Origin of the sequence: Butyricicoccus sp. AM27-36, assembly GCF_003480945.1 — a bacterium.
In the GTDB taxonomy this organism is placed as follows: Bacteria; Bacillota; Clostridia; order Oscillospirales; family Butyricicoccaceae; genus Agathobaculum; species Agathobaculum butyriciproducens.
In genome coordinates this window covers 21,863-48,645 of sequence record NZ_QUJR01000013.1, presented here as the reverse complement: position 1 = coordinate 48,645, position 26,783 = coordinate 21,863, and the positions used below count along the sequence as shown (strand labels likewise).

Sequence of the window (26,783 nt, the reverse complement as noted above, 5' to 3'; positions counted from 1 at the left end):
GTTCATCCTGAGCCAGGATCAAACTCTCTAAAAATTGTATTTAAAGAACCGAAGTTCTTAAAATCGACTTTAGAGTCTGACGTGTCACTTTATTTTAACTGGAGTTGTGACTTCCAGTGATTTACCAAGAGTAAAAAACTCTCGAAATTTCAGGTTCGCACTACAACCTTCGTTCTTTTGAACAAAAGTTTAAGCACATCGTTGTTTAATTTACAAGGTGCAATTTTCCTTTGCCTTCAGCGGGAAATTGTACCGCGTGTCGAAAATCTTCGTGATTTTCGACCAAGGCACTCAAATGCGTCAGCATTTGACCACTAAAGGTTCGGATTCTGTTAAATCGAAGCAGTCTTAACTGCTCATCAACAGCTTATTTAGTATACCTCTCCCCATACGCTTTGTCAACACATTTTTTCATTTTTCCCAAAAGTTTTTGCGTATAGCTTGCTCTCCCCTTGTCCATACTGAATTCCGAGGTGAATTTCCATGAAGTATTTCTGCAATCTTACAGCACTGTTGTCCATTGATCAAACGGCTTACAACTGTTTTTACGCACTTTCTCCGGAAATCCGACAGCGCATTCTTCCACACAGCGCACAGCTGCACACGCGTGAGGAACTTCTGCTCTGCGCCTTCCGTCTGCTGCTGCCGCAGGTACAGCAATAGTAAAAATCCCGAAGCCTATCGCCTCGGGATTTCTTTTTATTTCGCCGCCAGCAAGCACGCATACCGCAGTTTAAGGCGCATTTTCCAGCTTTTCTTCACATTTCTTCCCCAAAGCCGCTGCACGAACAGATCGAGCGCGCGCTCCTCGAACGGCTCAAGCGCGATGCCGCCGTATATGGTTTTCTCAAGCAGACCGTTCACACGCTCGTACTCTCCGGGCTTAACCGACGGCAGTGTGTCCGCAAGCGCCTTATCGGTCGCTGCGGTCTCCCAGCCGAGCGCCGCGTCAATTCCCCAGAGGGAAATCAGCTTGAACATCAGCTTCTGCGACTGCCGCACACGCTCCTCGATCGACATTCTGCGCCGTCTGCGTTCCGCATGCCACAGCAGGAACGCGCGCGTCAGCTCCACCGCGCACAGCAGCAGCGTGAACAGCACAATAACTATGCCGGCAATACCAAATCCAACCGCAGCCACGTTTTTCACCACAGCCAGCGGCTTGGACTGCTCGGAACCACCGGTGCCGGACGGCTCGACCACCTGATCCGCACCTGACCGATCTTCGTCGATAGCCGCAGTTTTGCGCACCGTATCCGGCAGGCTGACCATCTGCTGCAGCGCAACCGCGTCAAAATAGTAACCCGGCGTCGCATCAACCGGCAGCCAGCCGATACCGTCAAAATAGACCTCAGCCCATGCATGTGCGTCCTGACCGGTCAGCGCAGCTGTTCCGTCCGCGCTGCTCTGCGTTTTGGAAATCGGCAGATAGTAGCCTTCCGCGTAACGTGCGGGAATGCCGTGTGCCCGCAGCGCCTGCACGGTCGCTGAGGCATAAAGCACTGCATTGCCCTTCCGCGAGTCTGTCAGAAAATATGCAATCGGGTCCGCATTATCCGGTGCGGCTTCGGCAGTCTCGCTGTAGCGCACCTGCGCTTTCAGCACCTCGCGGATGCGGCTGAGCGCACTGTAAACGCCGTCATTTTCATCATCATAATCCTGCCAGAACAGACGATTCAGCACAGACAGCAAATCCTCGTCCGCTGCGGTATATACATCATACACAAAGCTGCGATAGACGGATTCCGCCTGCGCATAGGCTGCCTGCTCCTCAGTCTGCGGGTTGCTGACCCAGCTCTCCGCGACCATGAGCTCCGACGGCCGCGTACCCGAAACCTCGGTCACCGTATAATTGCGGATGCCGAACAGACCGCGCCCCTTGAGCAGCGCGTCCCTGCGTTCGCGCACGTCACCGTCCGTTACCTTTTCCATCGAAGCCGGTGCGTACACCTCGTCGCGCGAAGCGTTCTTCACCGACACCTCGACCGTGTTGGTCTCCGGTGCATCGCCGGTCAGCCGATAGTATGCCGCCGACTGTGTAAACGGGTCAAAGCCCTGTGTCTGCAGCCAGTCCAGCATGCCGATGTTTTCTCCGCCGTAGACGGCATCCGGCAGCGGTTTCCATGTGCCGTTTTCATATTTTCCGCCGGTAAATCCGCGCAGATAGACCGACTTTTCCTGCTCCGTGTGTACATTCAGCATGGTTTCGCTGCTCTCGTGCAGAAGGTTCGCCTGAGAAAGCTCGCCCTGCGGCAGCGTATCCCTGCCGTAGCGCAGATCGTGCACTGTCTGCTTGATATTCTGCCGCAGACGATCGACCGACGGCATTTCCGTGCCGGACAGTCCCACCGCACAGGCACACAGCACTGCCGATATGCCAAGGCACCATGCAACCGCTCTGCGGGTGATCGCGCGGCTGCCGCTCGTCATGTGCAGACCCAGCTGCCCCGCTGTCAGCAGCACAAGCGCCAACGGATAGAATCCCTCGCCGAACAGCGAAAGCAGCAGCCAGAATACGCTGATGAACGCCGCGAGCCGGCTGCTCTGCCGGCTGACCGCATACCACGACAGCAGCCCGATGAGCACCGCCGCCAACAGCGCAAACGCCCATACATCCCGCTCGGAGGCTGTACCGGAAAACAGCGCGAGACCGCCTTCATGCACCGTATTCCACCGGTCGAGCATGGTGTTGAGCCATGCACGGCCGCCTGCAATGTATCCGTGGAAACCGGTCACGATCAGCACGGCCGGAACGGGTGCGAGCGCCAGCAGCTGCGCCGCCGGAATGCGTTTCGCCGCAAAATCCGCCGCAGCGCCGCACAGTGCGCTGAGCGCGGCAGCCGCAAACACGGCAGCAAAGGACGGTGCGCGGCCGTTCCACAGCCGCTGCATGGTCAGCAGCGAACCACTCAGCAGCAATGCCGCCAGCAGCGCCATCCATCCGGCGGCCAGATATGGATTTGTCCGTTCGCCGGGTCGATACCGCCGAATCTCAGCCTGCTTCATCGTTTACTCCTATGACTCAGCATACCACGCGGTACACTTCATTGATATCCTGCTCGGTCGGCAGCTCCATGATGCTGCACGAGCCGCTGCCCTCCACACGGGCGGTCTTGATGCCCGAAACCGCACTCAGCACCAGTACACCGACGCGGCTGTCCAGTCCGCTGAGATCCTGCTCATAGCGTCCTGCGGAAAAGATGAGCAGGCGCGTGAAATACCGGTCCAGATGCTCCATGACAAAGTACCGCAGGCCCGAACCGCCGGTCTCCTGCACCGGAAAGCTGAGCCAACGCGGCAGAAGCTCGTGAAAATCTCGCTCCGTGCATACCTCAAACCGCTCTATGCCTTGTTTCGTCGGTACGACGGTGCAAAACGGCACGCCGCGGCGAATCAGCCGCTCGGCAACGGACGATGCAATGGCGACAGCCGCATTCAGCTCCTGCTGTGCCTCCGGTCCGGCCAGATGGCTGCGGCCGAAATCCGGCAGCAGCGCGATATTGTAATGAGAAGGGGCGCTCGCCTGACGAACGATCAGCTCATCCGTCTTGCCGGACAGCTTCCAGTGGATGGTTCGTATATCATCACCCGGGACATAGTCGCGGATGTCGAACATTTCGCTTGCATCGCTGCCCTTACGGTTCTGCATAACGCCGTCATTGCGCGTTGCGCCGATCGTTGCACTCGACAGCTCGGTTGAAACGCGCACATGATGCGGGTAGACCACCGTGCAGATTTCGGTGAACGGCTTTGCCTTGCTGCTGAACAGCCCAAACATATCCCGCACCTGCACCGAAATGCAGCGGAACGTGACCTTGCCGCACCAGACGAGCGGCACACCGATGGTATACTCCTGCTGATCGTCCGCCAGGTCGAACACCAGATATTTATGCACGCTCACGCCGAACATATCGTTGCGGGATTCCACCTCGACCAGAATGCTCTGTGCCGCCAGCAGCCGCCGTTTCGGCGCAAACGTGAACGTCATCGGTACGGTTTCGCCTTCCCGCCCGCCGGATTTAACGCGCACAGAGGTGCGCAGCAGCCGCGCATCCCTGCGGGTGAGCAGCGCCATCAGCGCCGCCAATACCACCAGAACGATGAGCGCCGCCAGCAGAAACGGCTTGCTGAACAGGAGCAGCAGCACGAGCAGCGCCGCATACAGCAGCGCGAACGCCAGCCGGTTTTTCCACATAGCGCCTCACTCCTCTGTGTGCGCGGGCTTGATCTTCGCCATGATCTCCTCCAGCACCTGCTTTGCGGCAACGCCCTCCACGCGCGCCTGCGGGCGCAGCGCCAGACGGTGTGCACATACATCGACGAACACGTTCTGCACATCCTCGGGCACAACGTAGTTGCGCTCACGCAAAATCGCGCCTGCGCGCGCCATCCTGACCAGTGCGGACACGCCGCGCGGCGAGATGCCCAGCTCTACCAGCGGATGGCTGCGGGTCTGCTCGCACAGACGGATGGCATACGCCAGCACGCCGTCGGTCATGCGCACCGAGGTCAGGTAGTTCTGCACCTCAAGCAGATTCTGCGCGTTAGTCACCGCGCGGATCTCCTCCAGCGGATTGCTGTACCGCTGTGCGTTGATGATCTTCATCTGGTTTTCGAGGGTCGGATAGCCGATGGACAGGCTGACCATGAAACGGTCGATCTGGCTCTGCGGCAGCGGCTGCGTACCGGCAGAACCCAGCGGGTTCTGGGTCGCAATGCAGATAAACGGCGCGGGCAGCGCGTGCGTTTCGCCGTCCACCGTGATGGTGTGCTCCTCCATGACCTCAAGCAGCGCGGACTGCGTTTTCGGTGAGGTACGGTTGATCTCGTCGGCCAGCAGCAGCTGACAGTTCGCCGCGCCCTCGCGGTACTCGAACCTGCCGGTCTCGCGGCTGTACATCGTAAAGCCGGTGATGTCGGACGGCAGCGTATCCGGCGTAAACTGAACGCGCTTGTTGCTCAGTCCCAGCGCGCGGGAAAACGCCACGGCGAGCGTGGTCTTGCCCACACCGGGACAGTCCTCCAGCAGCACATGACCTCCGGCATAAATGGTCATCAGGATCTTCTCGACAATATCTTTTCTGCCGATGAACGCCTTATTGACCTCGGCAATGATCTGCTTGGATTGTTCAACAATCATTCTGTTTCTCCTTCATCTTCTGTGGAAGTGCTGTCCGACGGTTCGGGCGGAATGACGATCTCGTGCTTGCCGTCCGGCATTGGCAGAACCGTCGCATCATCCGCCGAGGTGTCGGTAGAGCCGGTGTCCTTGCCGGTGCTGTCACCGGCCGGCTCGTTTGCCGCATCGCCGTCGATGGTCGGCGGTTCGCCGGTATTGCCGTTTGAGGTGTCCGTGTCCGTGCCGGGATTCGGCTCCGGAACCGGCGTCAGATCATCCTTCTCCTCCGGATTCCTGTTCTGATCATCCGGCTCAACCATTTCCGGCTCCTGCTTTTTCGGCGCAAGCTCAAAGCTGAGCTTGTCCACTTCCGGATAGTGAGTATCTACAGTGGTGCCCTCTTCAAATTCCGATGCGCCCGGAATCCACTCACGATGCCACAGCATTCTGCGGATACGATTCTCGACCGGCAGCAGGATTTCCTCCATTTTGGCATGGATTTCCTCCTCGGCTGCATCCGGCATGCCTGCAGCAACAGCTGCATACATTTCCGCATAGTTTTTATATCCCGCCATCGGATAGATCCATTTTTCAATGAAACGGAGATAAGCCTCCTCATCTCCCCAGGCAAGAATGTAGATTTTGATCCTGCTTTCATCAATACCGAAGGAATATCCCTCACCCGGTGTAAAATTCAGCAGCTCCGGCGGATTGCCATCCATGAAGGTCATGGTCAGAGTATCGCTCTCCACCCCTCGGAACGCATCCTGCTCAATACCGGCCAGACCGCTTTCCAGGATGAGATATTCCAGGTTTTTGGTATTGGAGAAGGCTCCCTCACCGATATAATCCAGGCGCCAGCCATCCAGCAGTCCCAGTGTTTCATTATCCAGATCAATCGTGGTCTTGTCGGACGGCGCACCGATCAGCGTAATATAATCTCCCCGTACACGATACGGATAGAACTCCGAGGGTTCCTCTACCTTCGTTTCTGCGCCAAGCATGGTGCGGATATCGTTCTCCACATCCACGAGTTTCTGTTTAACTGCCGCATCGGTTTCTGCATACAGATCCTCCCATGTTCCATTGAACATCAGGTCCAGCATGGTGTTGTCCCACAGATTCATGTAGCCGGTCGCATTCGGTGTGTCCATGCTGCCGAGCAGCGAATAGCGCCATTTCTTTACATAAGACGGTGCAATATCGTCTCCGGTCTCCCAGGCGGATCTGATGTGAACCCGCTGCAGCGTATCCTGCCACGTCCATTCATAGTTAAAGGTAAACGCGGAGGATGCACTGAATGTCAAAAGCTGCGGCACATTGCCGAAATCAGCAATCGTGATATCCTCCAGCGCACTGCATGCACTGAACAGACCGGTGTATATGCTGCTGTTATTTTCAAAGCCCCGTGTAATGGAAACACCGGTCAGGCTCTTGCAATCCACGAACGAGTTCATATCCAGACGCTGTATATAGCCGTTCAACTCCAGCTTCGTGATATTTGTGCTCTGGAATGCCGCCTCACCGACCTCGCTGACGGCTGTAACGACCTCACCCTCCAGACCGGAATCGGCAAACACATAAGCATCAATATACTGCAGGTCCGGCAGTTTATCTCAGTTGATGGTAAACGAGCCCTCGGCACCGTAAAACGCCTTATCGAACAGCTCTACCGTCCCCTCCGGCAAGGCAAGCTCCCCTTCGGTGTGCCTGCCGGCACGCAGACCGAGCCAGTCCTTGCCGTCGCTCGCGCCATACAGCATTTTCGTGCTGCCGATATCTACAACATCGTAGCGCTGCACACCGGATTCCTCAACGAAATACGTCCAGTCCTCACCGTAGCCGATTCCCCCGGTCGGGGAATACATCACCGTTGCCTGTGCTCCCGTGCTGACCGAATACTCGCCCATATTGATGGACGGCGCGTTGGACGCGATAAAGTTCAGCGAGGTACAGTTATCAAACGCCGCATTGCCGACAGACACCTCTCCGTTCGCATCAATCATGATGCCCTCCAGATTGGAGCAGCCGTAAAACACCTGTGCACCGATATTTGTCAGCGATTCCGGCAGAAGCGCCCACTGCAGCTTCTGACTGCCTGCAAACGCACCGTCCGCCAGTGTGGTCACCGACAGCGTATTGCCGTCCGCATCCTGAATCGTGCCGTCAAACTCGGTCTTAGTCGGGTCACCGGCCATCAGCACAACCTCCGCGCTGCGCTCGTCTGTGTAGTAGGTCTCGCCCCGGCTGTTGGTCTGCAGGACGATTGCGCGGACATCTGTAATGCCTGCCGCGTCAAGCTGCGCCTGCACGTTCTCTGCCTGCGCCTTCCCGCCGCACAGGATGGTATCCACATTGCTGCTTCGGAAACTGTCCGGGGCGATTGCAATCCCGTCTTCGCCCTCGGGCAGAATGATAGTTTCAACCTTTTCCGCGTCCGCAAATGCGTTCGGACCGATGGCATTGACGCCGCTCGGCAGAGTATAATATCTGGTCTGTGCCCGCACACGGGTGAGCGTTTTGTTCCCCTCGGTGTCCTTCTCCAGATAAGCACCATCGTGTGATTCCCAACTGCCGTCCGAGGATGCAACGTTCACACGCATGCCCTCCAGCGCAGTTTCGTTACTGCTCACGAAAGCATGAAATACGTCCGGCTCCACAATAATAACGCCGCTGTCCATACCGCCAAAGTCGATTTCCGGCAGGTCGCAGGCAGCTTTCGCCTGCAGGACCAGTCTGGTCACCTGTGTTGCGTTCGGCAGCGTCACCTTCTCTACATTTTTCGGAACGGTCAGCTCGGTCATGTCATACGGAATGCCGAGGTATGCACTGCCGTCCGCATTGGTAAGAATACCGTCCGCGGTTGCGGCATACGCTGTGCTGCCCGCATCCACAATATAGCCCTTCTTGACCTTGATGCCCTTTACGGCTGTCTGTGTGCCTTCCGTCTGTTCGCTGTAGCTTTTCGTGTTGACATACCGCACCGTATCCGGGATTTTGATGTAATCAACCTCATGCAGGGTGTTTTCCGTGCCCATATCCACCGCCTGCACATACTTCGGTACCTCGAGCACACTGCCGGGATCGCCCTCATAGCCGGTAAGTGTCTGCATGTAGATGAATTTCTGGGTGATTGAGAACTTCGGTGCGCTGACCGGCAGCTCCGATTCGGTCTCGTCCCAAGAATCCGCTGCAGGACCGTCTGCGGCATCGTCCTGCGAACGGGTTACCGCGCCGGTATCCATGTCATACCAACGGATTTTGACCTGCACTATATAGTTATCCTCCAACGGGACCATATCCGCAGGCTCGATAACACGACGGCCCGCCGCCGGATGATACATCCACGGAATCAGCTTGCCGTCCTCCAGCCAGCCGGGGAACAGCGCGGACAGACGTTTCTCTCCCAGTAGATCTCTCTGATAGCTGTACAGGTCGATTACCTTGCTCTCATCATCCGGATCAAAGCTGGTATCCTTATATGGATTGAGCAGGATATCACTGCTGAACTGACCGTTTTTATCGCTTTCCGTCAGCCTGCGGTTGAGGATGAAGATACGGTTTCGCTCCAGCGTGTAGGTAACATCCGAGTAGTCCTTCCACGCACTTTCTGCACTGAAGCGGTAAGACGCACTGATTTTGATCTCGGTCGCATCGCTCGGAATCTCATCCAGAGTCTTATCATATTCTCCGGTTGCCTCATTAAAGAAGCTGAAGAAGGTATCGCCGATCCAGATACCGTTGATACGGACGAACACGCCGAAATGCAAATCGCTGTTGTCTGCACCCTTCAGGTTGCTCCAGTAGTAAATGTTGCCGTTGTGGTCATTTACATAGGTTTCCAATGCATTGTAGATCTTGCGGGCAGTGATGTTTTTCTGACCGGCGTACAGCGCAGACGGGTCTGCCTCTCCCGAACTATTCTGCGGCTGCCGAATAACAACCTCCTTTACTGTGTTGTCATTCACATTCCCTTCATAATACGGCTTACTGATCGGATCGTGCTCACCGAAGATGCCTACGCTGGTCTTTCCGGAATCCGGCTCCCGCATGGTATCCGCAATGGAGCCGCCCTGTCCTGATGGCGGGGCAGCCGTGCCGCCGCCATTCGTATTGTCCGAACTGCCGCCGCCCGGCTTGCTCGGCTTATTATTGCCCGGCGCGGACGGCTCTCCCGGGGTATTCGGCGTATCAGGCTTTGCCGGATTTGCCGCGCCGCTATTGCCGCCCGGATTTTCTCCTGTGCCGGCGCCGCCGTTTCCGGGCACAACGGCAGTCGTGCCGCCCGGTCTGCCGCCGATGATGACATCCGCGCTGTCGCGGTCATTCGTCACGTTATATACGATATCGCCGGAGCTGCTCGCCGTCATGCTCGTGTCTGCCGTACCGCCGGCAACCGAGAGCGGGTCGGAGAAATTCTCCTGCATGCGCTCGCGCTGGAACATGAAATCCGCACTGCTGTCGTTCTGCGGACCGCTGGTATCGTCCGCGCCGCTGTCCCGCTCCCAAAGCTCGCTGTCGTCCTTTTCTGCCGTGCTGTCGCTGCCCTTTACGTCCTGATCGTCATCAAAATGCACCTGATTGGCATTGAAGCCGCGCTCCGTGTCCGAGGGGTGAAAATGATTGCCCGAGCGGTACGACGAAACGCCCAGAACCGTGCCCGTTGTCAGCGCTGCGGCGGTTGCCGCACCGAGTACGGTTTTGGTCAGTATTGCCCGCGACAGCAGAATCTTATCCAGCTTTCCCATCAGTTCCTCCCTTCTCTTCTCTGCAGAAATTTGCCGATATTACGCTGCAGTGCCTGAAAATCGACCGGTTTTGCGTAATGACCGTTCATGCCGCTCTCGACGGACAAGCGCTCGTCCTCGACAAACGCATCTGCCGACAGCGCAAAAATCAGGATGCTCTTCGCATCCGGACGCTCCATCGCACGAATGGTGCGGGCCGCCGTGCGGCCGTCCATCACCGGCATCTGCACGTCCATCAGAATAAAATCGTAGTAGTTTTCCGGATGATCTGCGAACATATCCACCGCGATCTGTCCGTTTTCGGCCTTCTCGATCTCGGCGCCCATCTCCTGCAGCACCTCGACCATGATCATCGCGTTGATCTCGTTGTCCTCGACAAGCAGGATGCGTCTGCCGCGGAACGCATCCGCGTACTCCTCCGCAGATGCGCGAGACGGCTCTGCCGCCGGTTCCGCAGGCTTTTCAGCAACCGGCAGATGCAGATACACCGAGAAATCCGAGCCTCTGCCCGGCTGGCTCTCCACCACGATCTCGCCGCCCATCAGCTTGACAAGCTGGTCAGTGATGGCCATGCCGAGACCGGTGCCGCCGTATTTCCGAGAGGTCCCCACGGTCTCCTGCTCGAACGGACGGAAAATACGGCTGATAAACGCCGGCTGCATACCAATGCCGGTATCGTGTACGCGGATCATCATATCCGCCACGCCGTTCCGCAGCATCATCTGCCGGAAGGTGACAATAATTTCACCTTCGCTCGTAAATTTGACCGCATTGGACAGAAAATTGATGATAATCTGGCTGATGCGCAGCTCATCGCCAAGGACGTAATCCACGGCCACACCGTCAAAGTTGACCTCGTAGCGGATGCCGCGGCTGTCAAGGTTTTTCGCAAACATATCGTACAGGCGGTCACCCAGCTCCCGCAGGCTGAACACCTTGTTTTCCAGTTCGACCTTGCCCGCCTCGATACGCGACATATCCAGAATGTCGTTGATGAGCGCGAGCATGTGATCGGACAGCTCATCCGCCTTGGTCAGATACTGCATCGCCGGTGCATTCGCCTCGAGGTGGTTCTCCGCGAGCGTCAGCATACCGATTATGCCGTTCATTGGGGTACGGATCTCGTGTGACATGCGCGAGAGAAACGTCGTCTTGGACCGGCTCTCCTCCTCGATCTTGGCAAGGCGCTCCTCGTACTGTTCCATCCGCCCGCACAGCCCGGTCGTGCGGCTGAAGCAGAACAGATCATATCCATCGTCCTCACTGCGTGTCACATTCAGCTGCACCCACTCGCCGTTCCTTGTCCGAAATACGGTCTCGAACGGCTGCGCTCCGTCCCACGCACGGTATTTCTTCCAGACAGAAACACCGTTCTGCCCGTCCTCCAGCGCGTCCGCAAGCAGCATAACATCCTGCCGGAGCTGCTCGAACGTCACACCGAGCAGGCTCTGCATATCGCCTGCCGCACAGATCGGCAGCAGGTCGTGCTGACGCATGATAAGGCATACGTCATTGCTCTGTCGATCGTTGTACAGCAGAATCTCATCTGCCCGCCGGAGTGCGCTCCGTTTTTTATCCGCACACTGTCTGCGGTTCCGCAGCGCAGCACACAGGAGCACAACCGCCAGCAGTGCCTCAGCACAGCCGATCACCACCAGCGGAAAGTGCTCACCCAGCATTTCCAGTCAATCCGTTATGTGCATTCCTTCACCTGCCAAATTCCATTTTTACTCTTTTCTATATTTTTCATCCAGTCGATACCTACATATCCATTTATACATAACAGCTCCTATATCTGTCGATTTACAACATTTTCCCCAATGCAACCGCTCTCTCCGACAAATTTCTCCCCAAAAAGCACAAAAAGGATACAGAACAGTACCGTTCTGTATCCTCTTGTATCAATTCGGTTTTAAGCTGAATTACAGCTTTGCCAGCTCGGATGCGATCAGCTTGTTGATGATCTGCGGGTTGCCCTGACCCTTGGAAGCCTTCATGCACTGGCCTACGAGGAAGCCGGTAACATTCTTGCCTGCCTTGAAGTCGGCAACAGCCTTTTCGTTCTTGGCGATAACGTCCTGTACGATGGCGAGGATTGCGCCCTCGTCGGATACCTGCTTGAGGCCCATGCGGTCCACGATGGCCTCGACGGTCTCGTCGGTCTCGAACATGCTCGGCAGAACCTTCTTGCCGGCGTTGCCGGAGATGGTGCCCGCCTCGATCAGCTTTACCAGAGCAACCAGCTTGTCTGCGGTCATCTTGGTCTCGCGGAGGCTTACGCCCTTGTCGTTCAGGTACTTGGAGATATCGGACAGGATCCAGTTTGCGGCAGCCTTGGGCTTAACCTGCTTTGCGGCAGCGTCGAGCAGCTCGGCCTTCTCAAAGCTGTCGGACAGCAGACGCGCCTCCATGGCGGTCATGCCGTACTCGTTGAGGTAACGCTCGTAACGGGTGATCGGCAGCTCCGGAACCTCGCTCTCGATCTGGTGCAGCCACTCGTCGGAAATCTCGACGGCGATCAGGTCCGGATCCGGGAAGTAACGGTAATCCTGTGCGTCTTCCTTGGTACGCATTACCGTGTTCTTCAGCTTAACGTCATCCCAGCGGCGGGTCTCCTGCTGGATTTCGCCGCCGTTCTCTACAACCTCGATCTGGCGTGCAATCTCGTAATCAATCGCACGAACCGCACCGGAGAAGGTGTTGATGTTCTTCATCTCGACACGGGTGCCCAGCTCGGTGGAGCCTTCCGGACGGATGGAAACGTTTACGTCGCAGCGGATGGAGCCTTCCTCCATCTTGCAGTCGCAGATGTCGAGGTAGGACAGGGTGGTCTTGATCATTTCAAGGAATTCCTTCGCCTCGGCAGAGGAATGCAGGTCGGGACGGGTTACCATCTCGATCAGCGGCACGCCGCAGCGGTTGAAGTCAACGATGGTGCCGTCGATCTCGTCATGCAGCAGCTTGCCCGCATCCTCCTCGAAGTGGATGCGCTCGAGACGGCAGGAGTGCTTCACGCCGTCCACATAGAAGAATACCTCGCCGTTCTCGCAGATCGGCACATCAAACTGAGAGATCTGATATGCCTTCGGCAGATCGGGGTAAAAATAGTTCTTACGGTCAGCCTTGCACAGCTGATTGATGGTGCAGCCGGTAGCCTTGCCCATCTTTGCGGCGTAGTGTACAACCTGCTTGTTGAGTACCGGCAGTGCGCCCGGCATACCGGTGCAGACCGGGCAGGTGTGGGTGTTGATCGGTGCGCCGAAGCCAGTGGAGCACGAGCAGTAGATCTTGCTCTTGGTGGACAGCTCCGCATGCACTTCCAGACCGATGACAGCTTCGTATTTCATGTTTGTCTTCCTCCCTTACAGTGCAGCGATGATGTTCTTGAGACCGGACGCCTGCTCAAAGGCCAGACCGGCGTTCAGCAGCGTCTGCTCGCCGAAGCGCGGACCGATGAGCTGCATGCCGACCGGCATATGATTCTCATCAAAACCGCACGGCTGAACCAGACCCGGCAGACCGGCGATATTGACAGAAACCGTGCAGATATCACCTGCGTACATCTCGAGCGGATTGGTGGTCTTGGAGCCGATCTCGTAAGCGGTGGTCGGCGCAACCGGCGTCAGGATGACGTCGCACTTCTCAAATGCGTTTGCAAACTCCTCGCGGATCTTGCGCTGTGCGGCACGAGCCTTCTTGTAGTACGCATCGTAGTAGCCGGAGGACAGAACGTAGGTGCCCAGCATGATGCGGCGCTGAACCTCGGCGCCGAAGCCCTCGGAACGGCTCTTGGTGTACAGCTCGATGATGTCATCGCCTGCATTCGGGGTACGGTAGCCGTACTTTACGCCATCGAAACGGGCAAGGTTGGAGGAAGCCTCTGCGGAAGAGAGGATGTAGTAGATCGGCAGTGCATACTCAACGAGCGGCAGAGAGATCTCGAATACCTCAGCACCCATCGCCTTGTAGGCCTCGGCGGCTGCCATAACGTTCTTGCGGACAGCATCCGAGATGCCCTCGCCGAAATACTCCTTCGGCAGACCGATCTTGAGGCCCTTGACGTCTGCGTTCAGGTTTGCGCGCAGCGAACCCTCAAACGGGGTCTTGACAGAGGTGGAATCGTGCAGCGGATCGTGACCGGTAACCGCATCGAGCAGCATGGCTGCATCCTCGATGGAGCGGCCGAACGGGCCGATCTGGTCGAGAGAAGATGCGAATGCGATCAGACCGTAACGGGAAACCGCACCGTAGGTCGGCTTCATGCCGACAACGCCGCAGAAGGACGCCGGCTGACGGATAGAGCCGCCGGTATCCGAGCCGAGCGCCAGCGGAGCCTCGCCTGCTGCAACAACAGCAGCGGAGCCGCCGGAGGAACCGCCCGGTACGCGGTCGAGACCATGCGGGTTGTGGGTCGGGTGCATAGCCGAATTCTCGCAGGAGGAGCCCATTGCGAACTCGTCCATGTTGGCCTTGCCGGTGATGACCGCATCGGAAGCAATCAGCTTCTCCATAACGGTTGCATTGTACGGCGGCTTGAAATTGCCCAGCATCTTGGACGCGCAGGTGGTCAGCGTGCCCTTGGTGCAGATGTTGTCCTTAATGGCGATCGGGATACCGGCCAGCGCGGACAGCGTATCGCCGGCGGCGCGCTTCTTGTCAACCGCTTCTGCCTGTGCCAGCGCGGATTCCTCGGCTACGGTAACGTAGCCCTGAACCTTATCCTCTACCGCCTTGGTGCGGGCAAAAACGTCCTTTGCCAGCTCTACTGCGGAGATTTCCTTTTTGCCGAGCAGCTCGGACAGCTCGGACGCAGTTTTTTCGTAAAGTGCCATGATTCTGTCCCCTCCTTACTCGACAACACGCGGAACTGCTACGCCGCCGCACTGGAAGTCCGGTGCATTCGGCTCGATCAGCTCATCCGGTGTGAATTCCTGAATCACTTCGTCCTCGTGGAACGCATTCTTGCGCTCGGTGTTGATAACATCGGTGATATCGCCCAGGTCAAGCTCAGCCAGCTTGTCCACCATTGCGACGATACCCTGCATGTCATCGGCCAGACGGTCGAAAATGCCGCCGGTCGAATCCAGACGTGCCAGGGACGCGATGTGCTCAATTTCTTTTCTGGAAATTGCCATGTCGTTTGCCTCCTAATTATTTATCTTAAATCTATGATACGAATTTTATGATCTATCGTAGGACGGGGTGCCCTACGGCATATCTTATTTAAGCGTTTCCGCTGCCTTCTTCAATCATCGTCTTAAACTCTTCTTCGGTCAAGACCGGGATTCCCAGTTCTGCCGCCTTCTGCAGCTTGCTGCCGGCATTCTCGCCTGCGACAACGTAGCTGGTCTTTTTCGAGACCGAACCGGCCGCTTTGCCGCCGAGAGACTCGATCAGATCGTTGATCTCCTTGCGGGTATAGAGCGTCAGGCTGCCGGTCGCCACGATGGTCTTTCCTGCGAGCAGGTCGCTCTTTGCAGTCTTTTCACCGATAAAGTTGACGCCGTGTGCGCGCAGCTTTTCGATGAGTGTATGCGACTGCGGCAGCTCCCGCCAAGCGGCGATGCTCTCCGCGGTGGTCTGTCCGATGTCGCGGATCTCGGTCATTTCCTCTACCGGTGCGGCAAGCAGTGCGTCCAGCGAGCCGAAGTGGTCGCTGAGGATGCGGCCCGCCTTCTGTCCGACATGCCGGATGCCGAACGCAAACAGCAGCCGCGACAGGTCGCGGGTCTTGCTGGCTTCAATCGAGCGGACAAGATTGTTCGCCCAGACATCCACCTTTTTGCCGAGCGGCAGCAGCTGCTCGACCGTCAGGTCGTACAGGTCAGCCGCCGACTTGACCAGTCCGGCGTCGATCAGCTTCTGCAGGTTGCCCTCGCCGCAGCCGTCGATGTCCATCGCGTCACGCGACGCAAAGTGCATCAGGTTTCGCAAAAGCTGCGCCGGACACGAGGCACTCGTGCAGCGAATCGCAGCTTCGTCCTCGTCATCGTAGACCGGAGCGCCGCACACCGGACAGACCTTCGGGAACTCATACGGCACGGAATCCAGCGGGCGCCGGTCCTTTTCCACGCCGATGATCTCCGGAATGATTTCTCCGGCTTTTCGGACGGAAACAATGTCGCCCACGCGGGCATCGAGCTGACGGATAAAATCGCGGTTGTGCAGCGTTGCACGCGAAACCGTTGTCCCGGCAAGCCTTACCGGCTCAAGCACGGCATTCGGCGTCAGCACGCCGGTGCGTCCCACCGTGATGACGATATCCTTGAGCAGGGTCTGCTTGACCTCGGGCGGGTACTTGTACGCCGCCGCCCACCGTGGAAATTTCGCGGTCGAGCCGAGCGTTTCGCGCTGCGCGAAGGAATTGACCTTGACAACAGCACCGTCAATGTCGAAATCCAGCTCACCGCGGGTCTCACCCATGTTCTCAATCTCGCGCTGCACGTCCCGCGGGTCGGTGTAGACCGGATAGCGCGGGCTTGTCGGGAAGCCGAGGCTCTTGAGGTAATCGAGCGCCTGCACATGGCTTTCCATCGGCAGCTCGTCGCTGTTCTGGATGTTGAAGCAGAAGATGGACAGCTTTCTTTCCCGCGTAATTTTGCTGTCCTTCTGCCGCAGAGAACCCGCCGCCGCGTTGCGCGGATTGGCCAACAGCGGCTTTTCGTGCAGCTCCAGTTCGGCGTTGAGGGCATCGAACACGGACTTTTTCATGTAGACCTCACCACGCACGATCAAATGCGGCGGCGCGTTCTCCAGCTTTTTCGGGATGTCCTTGATGGTTTTGAGGTTCTTGGTTACGTCCTCGCCCACCTGACCGTCACCGCGTGTCGCACCGCGGACGAACACGCCGTCCACATATTCGAGCGCGACCGAAAGGCCGTCGATCTTGTACTCGACAACGTACTCCGCCTGTCCGACGGCATTCTCCACACGGGAATAGAACTCGCCCAGCTCGTCAAACGAGAAAACATCCTGCAGGCTTTCGAGCGGGTAGGCGTGCGTCACCTTGGCAAACCGGCTGCTCGCCGTACCGCCGACCCGCTGGGTCGGAGAGTTCGCGTCTGCCATCTCCGGATGCTCGGCCTCGAGCGTGCGAAGCTGACGCTGCAGCATGTCGTACTCATAGTCGGTGATCTCGGGCGCGTCCTCGTTATAGTATTTTTCGTTGTGATACCGCAGCTGCTCCCGCAGAGCGGTAATCTGCTCACGCACGTCCATAATAAAACTCCTTTGGTGTGAGCAAATACTCACACAGATTAAGTATACCAAATGACGAGCAGTTTTTGAAGTATTATTTTCCGATTTCGTGAGAAATATCCGAATTTTCCTCGTAATCGCGGATTTCGCCGAGCAGATCAGAGCCGGAGCCGCCGATATAGGTGTACCGTTCGGGCACCGTGCCGACGATAACCGTGTCCGTGACCGGGTATGTCGAGACGATTTCCCGGTCTTCCCCGCCAAACGGCGTGAGAATGCGGAAGCCGGCGTGTACCTCAATGAGAATCCGGTGGCGCGTCTGGTTGATGCCCGCCGAGGTAAACGCGCTGACGAACTGCGCCTCCATCTGAGCAAGACCCGCAAGACCGACCTTCACCCTCGGGCCCATTCCGGTAAACAAACTGGGCGCGAATACCGTGCCGAGCGGCACCTCGGTCTGCGTTTCCTCCAGATAATCCAGCCGGTCAAACAGACCGTTGACGATACGCGCCTTCACCTTTCCGACTGCGATAATATCCGTACGCAAGGCCGTGATGCGGTTGTCGCTGTCGCGCTCAAGCACCACAAGGTCGGCAAATTCGTCCGGATGGGAGAAAACCTCGTCCTCCATCAGCGTGTTGATCTCCTTGATGGCGCTGTCCTCGCAGACGTTGACGGCGTACTCCATGAAAATGCGCTGAAAGCGTATAGTCAGCAAGCCAAGGCCAGCCGCTACTATCAGTATCAGTATGACAAGTGCCAGTCTCCTGCCGTTTTTTCGTCTGCGCCGCATAATACCACCCCATTCAGCGTATGCGGCATACGTTTGCATAATCACCTTGTCGCACCCTGCGGTAAAGCGTTACAATATATTTCTCTATTAAAAAACTGTCCTAAACCGTCCTAAACTGTTTTACTATTATTATCTGCCAATATATATTCCCCTTTTAACAGATTAGGACACATTAGGACGGTTATTTTACATAACCGCTTAACCGTCACGTTAATTACTGACTACTAATTACCAATTCGCAATCACCAATTAACAAAAAAGAAGCACCCGATAAATCAGGTGCTTCTTTGCGCTTAACAACTAAATGAGGAATTAGTCCTCGTAATCCTCGCCGTCCTCGAGCAGAGCACGGATGGACAGAGATACCTTCTTCTTCTCATCGTTGATGTCGATGATCTTAGCCTCGACAACCTGGCCAACCTCCAGCTCGTCCTCCGGCTTTGCGATGCGGTGATCAGCGATCTGAGAAATGTGGATCAGGCCGTCAACGCCCGGTACGATCTCAGCGAATGCGCCGAACGGCATGAACTTGAGGATCTTAACCTCAGCAACAGAGCCGATGTCGTACTTGGACTTGAATACGTTCCACGGATTGTCCTCCTCGCGCTTGTAGCCGAGGGAGATCTTCTTGTTTTCCTTATCCAGACCGATAACGAATACCTTTACCTTGTCGCCAACAGAAACGACCTCGGACGGGTGCTTGATGCGGCCCCAGGACAGCTCGGAGATGTGAACCATGCCGTCCACGCCGCCGATGTCTACGAATGCGCCGTAGGAAGTCAGGGACTTAACGGTGCCGTCGTACTCGTTGCCGATCTCGATGGTGTTCCAGATCTGCTCAGCAGCAGCCTTGCGAGCCTCCTGCTGGATCTGACGGATAGAACCAACAACGCGCTTGCGCTGACGGTTGATCTCGGTGATATAGAAGGACTGCTTGGTCTTAACCAGCTGGCTCATCGGCTGATCCTTCGGTACGCCGGTCTGGGATGCCGGGATGAATACGCGTACGCCGAATGCAGTTGCTACAACGCCGCCGCGGTTCTCCTCAACGATGGTGCCCTCAACCGGGGTGTGCTCCTCGTAAGCCTTCTCAACGGTCTCCCAGCCCTTCAGCTGATCAACGCGCTTCTTGGACAGAGTGATGGTGCCCTCGCCGTCGTTTACGCGAACAACAACAGCCTCGATCTCGTCGCCAACGTGGATGTTGGCAGCTACGTCGTAGTTCGGGTCGTCAGACAGCTCACCCAGCGGGATATACGCAGTGTGCTTAACGCCCAGATCTACCTGTACGTCGTTATTGGAAATACCTACAACGGTGCCGGTTACCTTTTCTCCATTATTTAAAGTCTTGAAGGACTCCTCCAGCATTGCTGCAAAGTCCTCACCAGTTTCAATCTTGGTTTCTTCGCTCATCATGTTACTGACCTCCTTAATTATCCATGCCGGTGTGGATGCTCCCGCCGTGATCCCGATGTGCTGGTGCTGCCCGAGCTCCTGCGTAGTAAGCTCTGCCGCGTCTTCGATGTAGCGCACATCCGAGCACAGCGACCGGCTGATCTCATACAGCCGTTTGGTGTTGGAGCTTTTCTTATCTCCGATCACGATCATTTGATCCGATACACCGGCAAGCAGACGAGCCTCCGACTGGCGCTCATCCGTCGCTTTACATATTGTATCAAAAATTTTGAGGTTTGTACACCTTTTTTTTATAAGTCCTACGGAAATATTCCAAATTGACCGGTTGACGGTGGTCTGTGCGACCAGAGAAATGGGTTTATTTCCCATTTCGAGCCGTTCCGAGAAGGCTCTTGCCTGCTCCTCGCCCTCAAGCACGACCGACTCGCCGCACCAGCCCTGAATGCCCACAACCTCCGGATGTCCTGCGCTGCCGAGAATGACGATCAGCCGTCCGTCCGCGCTCTCTTTATCCACGATTTTGTGTATTTTCCGCACAAAAGGGCAGGTTGCATCAAAGATTTCGCACTTTTTTGCTTGAAGCAGCGTGTATACATTCCGCGGTACACCGTGCGCCCGAATGAGCACGCCGGCACCGTCCGGAATGTCCTCAAGCGCATACGCGGTGTACACACCGAGCTTCTCCAGCCGCTCGATTTCGTGCATGTTGTGAATGATTTCACCATAGGCATAAATTTTTCCGTTTTTTTTCGCCTGCTGCTCGGCGAGGTCCACGGCACGGCGTACGCCGAAGCAGAATCCGGCGGTCTTGGCTACCGTTACGCTCATACCTGCTCCTTCAGCGCGTAGATGCGGCGCAGGATATCATCCGCGATCAGGCCGTAGTCCTTCTGCTTCGGATCCGGCGTGAACGGCTTGCCGATCACGACCGTGGCTCTGCAGCGGAAACGCTTGCCCTCGGTGATATACATCGGCAGGATCGGCGCCCGGGTCTTGACCGCCAGCATAGCCGCGCCTTTTTTGGTTTCGCCCTCGGCGGCGTGGCGTGTGCCCTGCGGGAAGATGATGAGCTTCTGACCGGCACGAACCGAGCCGAGCGCGGTCTTGATGGCGGTGATATCCGCGCCCTCACGGTCGATCGGAAAAGCGCCGAGCGCCGCGATCAGCCACGCGAATATCTTCTTCCGGAACAGCTCCTTTTTCGCCATTAGGCGCAGCGGTGTCTTGCCGCCGAGTGCGACCGCCGCAAACGGCGGGTCGGACAGCTGCACATGGTTCGGACAGACAACGCAGCCGCCCTCCGGGATGTTTTCGCGTCCGATCACGCGGTAGCCAAAGAAAATATGGAATGCCAACGCTACAAGCGGCACAACCAGAGCCTGGAACCAGCGGTGGTACTTGAATTTCATGCCTTTTCCTCCGTTTTTTCACGAATAATACGCAGAACGGCTGCTATGCTCTCCTCGAGCGTCAGGCTGCTCGTATCCAGCAGAACCGCATCGTCCGCCTGTTTGAGCGGCGCAACGGCTCTCGTCATGTCCTGCCTGTCGCGCTCGTTGATATCGTGCAGGATGCCGTCCATCGTCACCTGCTGGCCCTTCTCAATCAGTTCCTTATAGCGGCGCTCCGCGCGGGACTGTGCAGACGCGGTCAGGAAAATCTTGACCGGCGCATCCGGCAGGATAACCGTGCCGATATCGCGGCCGTCCATCAGGATGCTGCTGTTTTTCGCCATGCTGCGCTGGGTCTCCAGCAGAAACCGGCGTACTTCCGGCACAGCGGACACCTTGGACGCGTAGTACGAAATCTCCGGTGTGCGGATGGCTTCGGAGACATCCTCGCCGTTCAGGAGAACGTGCTGTGCGCCGTCCTGATAGGTCAGCTGAATGGCAATCTCCGGCAGGGTTGCGATAATGCCTGCCGTATCCTCTCCGGCAATGCCCCTGCGGCACACCGCCAGACCGATGGAACGGTACATCGCACCCGTATCCACATATACATAGCCGAGTTTTGCCGCGGCAGCACGCGCCACGGTGGATTTTCCGGCCCCGGACGGACCGTCAATGGCAACCGAAATGTACTTCATCATGATTCCTCCTCCGCAGCCGACAGACCCGCCAGACGGCCCGTGGACCACGCAATCTGCAGGTTGAAGCCGCCCGTGTAGGCGTCCACATCGAGCACCTCACCTGCGAAATACAGGTGCGGCAGCTTTTTGGACTCCATGCTTTTCGGGCTGACCTCGCGGACGGACACGCCGCCCGTGGTGATAATCGCCTCGGCGATCGGACGCTTGCCGGAAAGCTCGACCGGAAACGCCTTGAGTACGCGCAGCAGCGCCGCCCTCTGTGCCTTGGTGATGGAATTGACCTTCTCGCGCGGGTCGATGCCGCTCTTTTCGATCACCACCGGAATCAGCTTCTTCGGGAGCAGCTCACCGAGCGCGTTGATAAAATCGCTGTTCTTGTGCTTGTCAAAGTCCGCGAGCAGACGCTTGTCGAGCGTCTTTTCGTCCAGCGCAGGCTTGAGATCAATCTCCACACGGTACTTTTTGCTGCCGAAATAGCGCATATGCGCACTCGCGGACAGCACCAGCGGACCGGACAGACCGAAGTGCGTGAACAGCATTTCACCGAAGTCTGAGTAGAGCTTCTTCTCGTTTTCATACACGGTCAGCTGCACGTTGCGCAGGCTGAGACCCATCAGCTTTTGACAGGTGTCGCCGTCCTCGACCAACGGCACGAGCGACGGATTTGCGGGCACAACCGTGTGTCCCGCCTGCCGGGCGAAGCGATAGCCGTCACCGGTCGAGCCGGTCTGCGGATAGGACGCGCCGCCGGTCGCCACGATAACGCGATCCGCCTTGTACGTCTTGTGACCGGCACGAACGCCTGTGAGCACACCGTCCTCGATGAGCAGCTCGTCTGCGGTCGTATGTACGATGGTCACACCCGCCTTTTTCACCCACAGGAACAGCGCGTCAATGATGTCGGCTGCCTTGTCCGACTGCGGGAACACGCGGTTGCCGCGCTCTGTTTTGAGCGCCACGCCGCGGCTCTCGAAAAAGTCCATCACGTCCGCCGGACCGAAGCCGCCGAGCGCGGAATACAGAAAGCGCGGATTGACCGGCACGTTGCGCAGAACCTCCTGCACATCGCAGTTATTGCACACGTTGCAACGGCCCTTGCCCGTGATAAACAGTTTGCGGCCAACTTTTTCGTTGGTTTCCAGCAGCGTCACCTGCGCGCCCTGCTCCGCGGCAGTGCCTGCCGCCATCAGACCGGCTGCGCCGCCGCCGATTACGATAATGTTCAATTTATATCGTCCTCCGGTTTTTCATATACGTCGTATTCTTCCCAGATGCGCTCCAGCTTGTTAAATGTCTGCTCAATCTCATCGCGGCGGCTCATGCCGACGGCCACGATCAGTGCGTTGATGACCGACAAGGGCGCCACGAGCGAATCGACAAAGCTCGCCATATCGCTGCGTGCGAGCAGCACATGATCGGCCACACGCGCCAGCGGCGACAGCTGCGAGTCGGTCAGTGCGATAACGCGGGCACCGCGGTCGCGGGCGTACTTCATCGCACTCAGCGTGCGCTTGGAGTAGCGCGGGAAGCTGATGCCGAACAGCACGTCACCCGGTCCGACACGGAGCACCTGCTCAAAAATCTCGCTGACGCTGTTCGTATGTACAAGCGTCACATTTTCAAACAAAAGGTTGAAGTAAAAGCCTAAAAAGCTGGCTAAAGCGCTTGAAGAGCGCACACCGAGGATGTAGATCCGCTTGGCGCCCATGAGCGCATCCACCGCGCCCTGAAAGGCATCGCGGTCGATCTCGTCGAGCGTTACGCGGATCATATCCGTGTCCGCATGCAGCACGGTCTGCAGCACATCGCGGCCGCCCATGCGGTCGCCCGCGACCTCCATGCGCTGCACCGAAGTCAGCTTGTTGCGGATCATCTCCTGCAGAGCGCGCTGCAGGTGCGGATAGCCGTCATAGCCAAGCTCGGTCGCAAAGCGCACGACCGTACTTTCACTCACGCCGACAGTCACACCCAGACGGCTCGCGGTCATGAACGCAGCCTTGTCGTAGTGCTCTAAGATAAAACGCGCGATCTGCTTCTGACCCTTGGAAAAGCCGGGCAGCTCGCTTTGAATTTTTGTGATCAGGTCATTCATTATATTCTCTCCTGCATTGCATTCTCTGCATACATTCCTGCATTTGCACGATACTATTGTAAGTGAACCTGCAAAAAAATGCAAGAGCATATGGGTGCAAATTGCAAAAAGACAGGGATTTCCTTAGAAGATCAGAGGTTCTCCTGCACGTCGGCAGCGATGTCCTGCAAATAGCCGATCTCCTCGTCGGTCAGCTCGCGCCATGCACCGCTCTTGAGGTGCGGGTCGAGCGGCATCGTACCCATTGCCACGCGCTTGAGGCGGCGAACCTCCAGACCGCACTTCTCGCACATTTTGCGAATCTGGCGGTTGCGGCCCTCGTGAATGGTCAGGCGCAGCTTGGCGCTCAGCTCATCGCGGTCAATGGTAACAACCGTTGCCGGACGGATGCTGTAGCCGTCAATCTCCATCGGCTCTGCGAGCTTCGGGATGTTTTCCAGATTGCCGCGCACGCGCACCTCATAATGCTTCTCGACCTCGTGGCGCGGATGGGTCAGCGCGTTGAGCAGATCGCCGTCGTTCGTCAGCAGCAGCAGACCCTCGGAGTTGTAGTCCAGACGGCCGACCGGCACAACACGCGCACCGCAGCCGCGCACGAGGTCGGCAACCGTCTTGCGGCCGTGCTCGTCCTTCATGGTGGTGACGTAACCGCGCGGCTTGTACAGCATTAAGTACACCTTTTCCTCGGCACCGCCGATGGGCTTGCCGTCCACGAAAATTTTGTCACGGCGCGGATCGGCCTTGTCACCGACCGAAGCCTTTTTGCCGTTTACCGTTACGCGGCCGTCGTCGATCCAACGCTCCGCCTCACGGCGGGAGCACAGGCCTGCCTGAGCCAGTAATTTCTGCAGTCTTTCTTCCATGTATAATTCCTCTTTCTCAATTATTGCATTATGTAACATTATTCCGTAGGACGGGGTGTCCTCACCCCGCCGTCTAACGACAATCGCCGTATCAACAACAACGGATACCGTAAAAATGAAAACCGGTATCTCAATAATCCCCATTGCACTCATTGGTTCATTGGGGAACGGCGGGATGCGGTCAGTCCGCCCTACAATAAAGTGTGTTGCTAATTTGTAAATCGCTCTAAAATTTTCTCAACGATACCCTTTTCCTCCGCCGGCAGCAAGGATTCCCCGCCATAGACCAGTGTATCGCGTCCCAAGACGCAATCCCCGAGCCGATACTCCATCGAACCCGCCTGTGCCGTCTTCACGACCGGTGCATAGCAGATTTTTTCGCCGTAGCGCACGCGCTGCAGCTTCTCTTTCTCGCCGGGCAGCAAATACGCCGTCACGGTATTCTTCGCCGCGAGCGGCACGGACGCGGTATCGCCGCCGAACACGCGTGCGTTTGCAATCGTGTCTCCTGCTTTATGCAGCGTGACCTCGCTGTACTGCGCGAAACCGGCGTCGAGCATCTCCATGTGGTCGTTCCAATCGTTCGGGTCATTGAGCGTCACCGCGATGATGGTGCGCCCGTTTCGCTCGGCCGCCGAGACCAGACACCGCCCTGCCGCCCGCGTAAAGCCGGTTTTCACGCCGATCGCGCCGTCATACATGCTCAGCAGACGGTTGTGATTGCTCAGCGCGTGCCCGCTGACCGTGCAGCTTTTTGTCGAGACGATCTGCCGGAACACCGGGTCCTTGAGCGCCGCCGCCGTGATTTTCGCCAGCTCATGCGCGGTGGTGTAGTGCGTGTCCGACGGCAGGCCGTTCGGATTGTCGAAATGCGTGTCCGTCAGACCGAGTTCCACCGCTTTGGCGTTCATTTTGCTCACAAAGGCGTTCATGCCGCCGCACTCTCCTGCGATGGCGACCGCCGCGTCGTTGCCGGACGCGAGCATGAGTCCGTACAGCGTATCCTGCAGAGAGAGTGTCTCACCTGCTTTCAGGTACATGGACGAGCCTTCCACGGCGGCGTACTCCGGCTTTACGGTATACACGCGGTCAAGGTCGCCCTCACCGAGCGCGACGAGCGCGGTCATGATCTTGGTGGTGGACGCCATCGGCAGGCGGCTGTCCGCGTTCTGCTCGAACAGCGTTTCACCTGTGTCTGCATCGATCACGACGGCCGCCCGTGCGCTCACCGCGCCTGCCCTCGGCAGCACGAGCAAAAGCGCGAGCACGCAAAACAGCTTTTTCACATTGCACCACTCCCCGCATAACAAAACCTACTCAGCATTCACGCGAGTAGGTTTTGCGGGAAAACGCGGTTTTATTCGTCGCCGGACAGGGTTTCCGCCACTTCGGCTGCGTCCTCGGTCTTGCCCTTGAAGCCGCTGACGAAATTGGACACCTTGTTGATCGCGCCCGGGATCATCTCGACCAGACGGTCCACCGTGTCGGATGCCTGTGCGTTGATGCCGAGGATATTGGCGCTGCCGTCCCTGCCGATGACAAGGAAGCACACCGGCGAAACCGTCACACCGGCGCCACTGCCGCCGCCGAACGCAAGCGGAGACCCGCTTGCCGCGTGCTTGGACGCGAACTCGCTGCCGCCTGCGCCGAAGCCGAACGACACCTTGGAGACCGGGATAACGGTCGTGCCGTCCGCCGCCACGATCGGGTTGCCGATAATGGTATTAACATCCACCATTTCCTTGATTTTGGACATGGTTTCGGTCATCAAATCGCTGATAGGATGATGTTCACTCATAATTTTCGCCTTCCTTTATACGTTTTAACTGATTATTTGAAATATTTCTTGTACAGCTGATACATCGGCTTGCCATGCCGCAGCAGCACTCTGATGAGCGATATCGGCCGTATCGAGCAGTTTACGGTAAACGCCCACTCGGTATGGTCGGCGTTGAAGTCCGCGTCCGCGCTGACATGGTAATCCTGCATATCAAAAGTATTCTCCAGAAATGGAACAACGATTCCGCAGAGCGCCGCAGTCTGCCCGAGCAGAATGCCGGTCTGCGCCGCATCGTCCGTGCCGATAACTACGCGCGCCCGCAGTCTGCTGATGCGCAGGCGGTCGGTCAGGTCGCTGAGGAAATCGCGCACCGTGCCTGCAATCTCACCGACATCCAGTCCGTCCTTCGGCAGCGAGAAACCGGACTTGCCGCTCTTTTTCTTCTCGCTTTCCTCGGATTTCTTCTGCTCCGCTTCCGTTTCCTCTTTTTTCTTTTTCAGGTGGCGCGGTCTCGGGTACAGCGGAATGCGAACCGGCCCATACCGTGCCTCCACGCTCACCTCGCCGGTCACGCCGACGGCTTCAATGCCTGCCCGAATGTTCAGTAGCACCAGCACAATCACCAATGCCAGCAGTACAATTCCAAGCAGAATGCCTAAAATCCAGAGTAAAACCGTTCCCATAGG

At 57.2% G+C, this 26,783-nt stretch carries 20 protein-coding genes; all 20 read right to left on the bottom strand.

The genetic code is table 11. The features are described 5' to 3' along the window. Positions 1–699: 699 nt before the first annotated feature. The 20 genes from DW724_RS14410 to DW724_RS14315 all read right to left on the bottom strand — a co-directional run bounded on the left by DW724_RS14410 (position 700) and on the right by DW724_RS14315 (position 26,780). A complete protein-coding gene (locus DW724_RS14410) occupies positions 700–3,006 on the bottom strand; it encodes a transglutaminase-like domain-containing protein (RefSeq protein WP_118761943.1) in 2,307 nt (768 codons plus the stop codon). A gap of 16 nt (positions 3,007–3,022) precedes the next feature. Next, on the bottom strand, positions 3,023–4,195 hold the full coding sequence (locus DW724_RS14405) for a DUF58 domain-containing protein (protein WP_118761942.1): 1,173 nt from the start codon (positions 4,193–4,195) through the stop codon (positions 3,023–3,025). 6 nt (positions 4,196–4,201) lie between these two features. Next, positions 4,202–5,140, bottom strand: a complete 939-nt coding sequence (locus DW724_RS14400) for an AAA family ATPase (RefSeq protein WP_118481275.1) — start codon at positions 5,138–5,140, stop codon at positions 4,202–4,204. Further along, positions 5,137–6,711 (bottom strand): leucine-rich repeat protein, encoded by a 1,575-nt coding sequence (locus tag DW724_RS14395; protein WP_256372151.1) that lies wholly within the window; start codon positions 6,709–6,711, stop codon positions 5,137–5,139. The genes DW724_RS14400 and DW724_RS14395 overlap by 4 nt, the downstream gene beginning before the upstream one ends. Positions 6,712–6,735: 24 nt before the next feature. Beyond that, on the bottom strand, positions 6,736–9,867 hold the full coding sequence (locus DW724_RS14390) for a leucine-rich repeat protein (protein WP_118761940.1): 3,132 nt from the start codon (positions 9,865–9,867) through the stop codon (positions 6,736–6,738). Beyond that, positions 9,867–11,546 (bottom strand): ATP-binding protein, encoded by a 1,680-nt coding sequence (locus DW724_RS14385; RefSeq protein WP_118761939.1) that lies wholly within the window; start codon positions 11,544–11,546, stop codon positions 9,867–9,869. Before DW724_RS14385 ends, DW724_RS14390 begins: the two co-directional genes overlap by 1 nt. A 243-nt stretch (positions 11,547–11,789) precedes the next feature. Then, the gene (gatB, locus tag DW724_RS14380) at positions 11,790–13,214 is read right to left on the bottom strand and encodes an Asp-tRNA(Asn)/Glu-tRNA(Gln) amidotransferase subunit GatB (RefSeq protein ID WP_110436651.1); all 1,425 of its coding nucleotides are present in this window, start codon (positions 13,212–13,214) and stop codon (positions 11,790–11,792) included. A gap of 15 nt (positions 13,215–13,229) precedes the next feature. Continuing rightward, on the bottom strand, positions 13,230–14,699 hold the full coding sequence (gatA, locus tag DW724_RS14375; RefSeq protein ID WP_118761938.1) for an Asp-tRNA(Asn)/Glu-tRNA(Gln) amidotransferase subunit GatA: 1,470 nt from the start codon (positions 14,697–14,699) through the stop codon (positions 13,230–13,232). Positions 14,700–14,714: 15 nt separating this feature from the next. Continuing rightward, complete coding sequence (gene gatC / locus DW724_RS14370) at positions 14,715–15,002, bottom strand: Asp-tRNA(Asn)/Glu-tRNA(Gln) amidotransferase subunit GatC (protein ID WP_110436649.1); 288 nt, start codon at positions 15,000–15,002, stop codon at positions 14,715–14,717. Between the two features lie 88 nt (positions 15,003–15,090). Next, positions 15,091–17,085, bottom strand: a complete 1,995-nt coding sequence (gene ligA / locus DW724_RS14365) for an NAD-dependent DNA ligase LigA (RefSeq protein ID WP_118761937.1) — start codon at positions 17,083–17,085, stop codon at positions 15,091–15,093. A 73-nt stretch (positions 17,086–17,158) separates the two neighbouring features. Further along, positions 17,159–17,857, bottom strand: a complete 699-nt coding sequence (gene yunB, locus DW724_RS14360) for a sporulation protein YunB (protein WP_158580377.1) — start codon at positions 17,855–17,857, stop codon at positions 17,159–17,161. Between the two features lie 312 nt (positions 17,858–18,169). Beyond that, the gene (locus DW724_RS14355; RefSeq protein WP_118761935.1) at positions 18,170–20,101 is read right to left on the bottom strand and encodes a bifunctional 4-hydroxy-3-methylbut-2-enyl diphosphate reductase/30S ribosomal protein S1; all 1,932 of its coding nucleotides are present in this window, start codon (positions 20,099–20,101) and stop codon (positions 18,170–18,172) included. Then, a complete protein-coding gene (locus tag DW724_RS14350; protein WP_118286267.1) occupies positions 20,098–20,682 on the bottom strand; it encodes a lysophospholipid acyltransferase family protein in 585 nt (194 codons plus the stop codon). Before DW724_RS14350 ends, DW724_RS14355 begins: the two co-directional genes overlap by 4 nt. Continuing rightward, complete coding sequence (gene cmk / locus DW724_RS14345; RefSeq protein ID WP_243105778.1) at positions 20,679–21,362, bottom strand: (d)CMP kinase; 684 nt, start codon at positions 21,360–21,362, stop codon at positions 20,679–20,681. The genes DW724_RS14350 and cmk overlap by 4 nt, the downstream gene beginning before the upstream one ends. After that, entirely contained in the window at positions 21,359–22,588 is a 1,230-nt protein-coding gene (locus DW724_RS14340) for an NAD(P)/FAD-dependent oxidoreductase (RefSeq protein WP_118761933.1), read from the bottom strand. Before DW724_RS14340 ends, cmk begins: the two co-directional genes overlap by 4 nt. Then, entirely contained in the window at positions 22,585–23,454 is an 870-nt protein-coding gene (locus DW724_RS14335; RefSeq protein ID WP_110436642.1) for a MurR/RpiR family transcriptional regulator, read from the bottom strand. The genes DW724_RS14340 and DW724_RS14335 overlap by 4 nt, the downstream gene beginning before the upstream one ends. Positions 23,455–23,585: 131 nt before the next feature. Then, complete coding sequence (locus tag DW724_RS14330; RefSeq protein ID WP_118481265.1) at positions 23,586–24,317, bottom strand: pseudouridine synthase; 732 nt, start codon at positions 24,315–24,317, stop codon at positions 23,586–23,588. Positions 24,318–24,526: 209 nt separating this feature from the next. Further along, positions 24,527–25,603 (bottom strand): D-alanyl-D-alanine carboxypeptidase family protein, encoded by a 1,077-nt coding sequence (locus DW724_RS14325; protein ID WP_158580376.1) that lies wholly within the window; start codon positions 25,601–25,603, stop codon positions 24,527–24,529. A 71-nt stretch (positions 25,604–25,674) separates the two neighbouring features. After that, complete coding sequence (gene ytfJ, locus DW724_RS14320) at positions 25,675–26,115, bottom strand: GerW family sporulation protein (RefSeq protein WP_118761931.1); 441 nt, start codon at positions 26,113–26,115, stop codon at positions 25,675–25,677. A gap of 32 nt (positions 26,116–26,147) precedes the next feature. Further along, complete coding sequence (locus DW724_RS14315; protein WP_118761930.1) at positions 26,148–26,780, bottom strand: DUF2953 domain-containing protein; 633 nt, start codon at positions 26,778–26,780, stop codon at positions 26,148–26,150. Between the last annotated feature and the right edge of the window lie 3 nt (positions 26,781–26,783).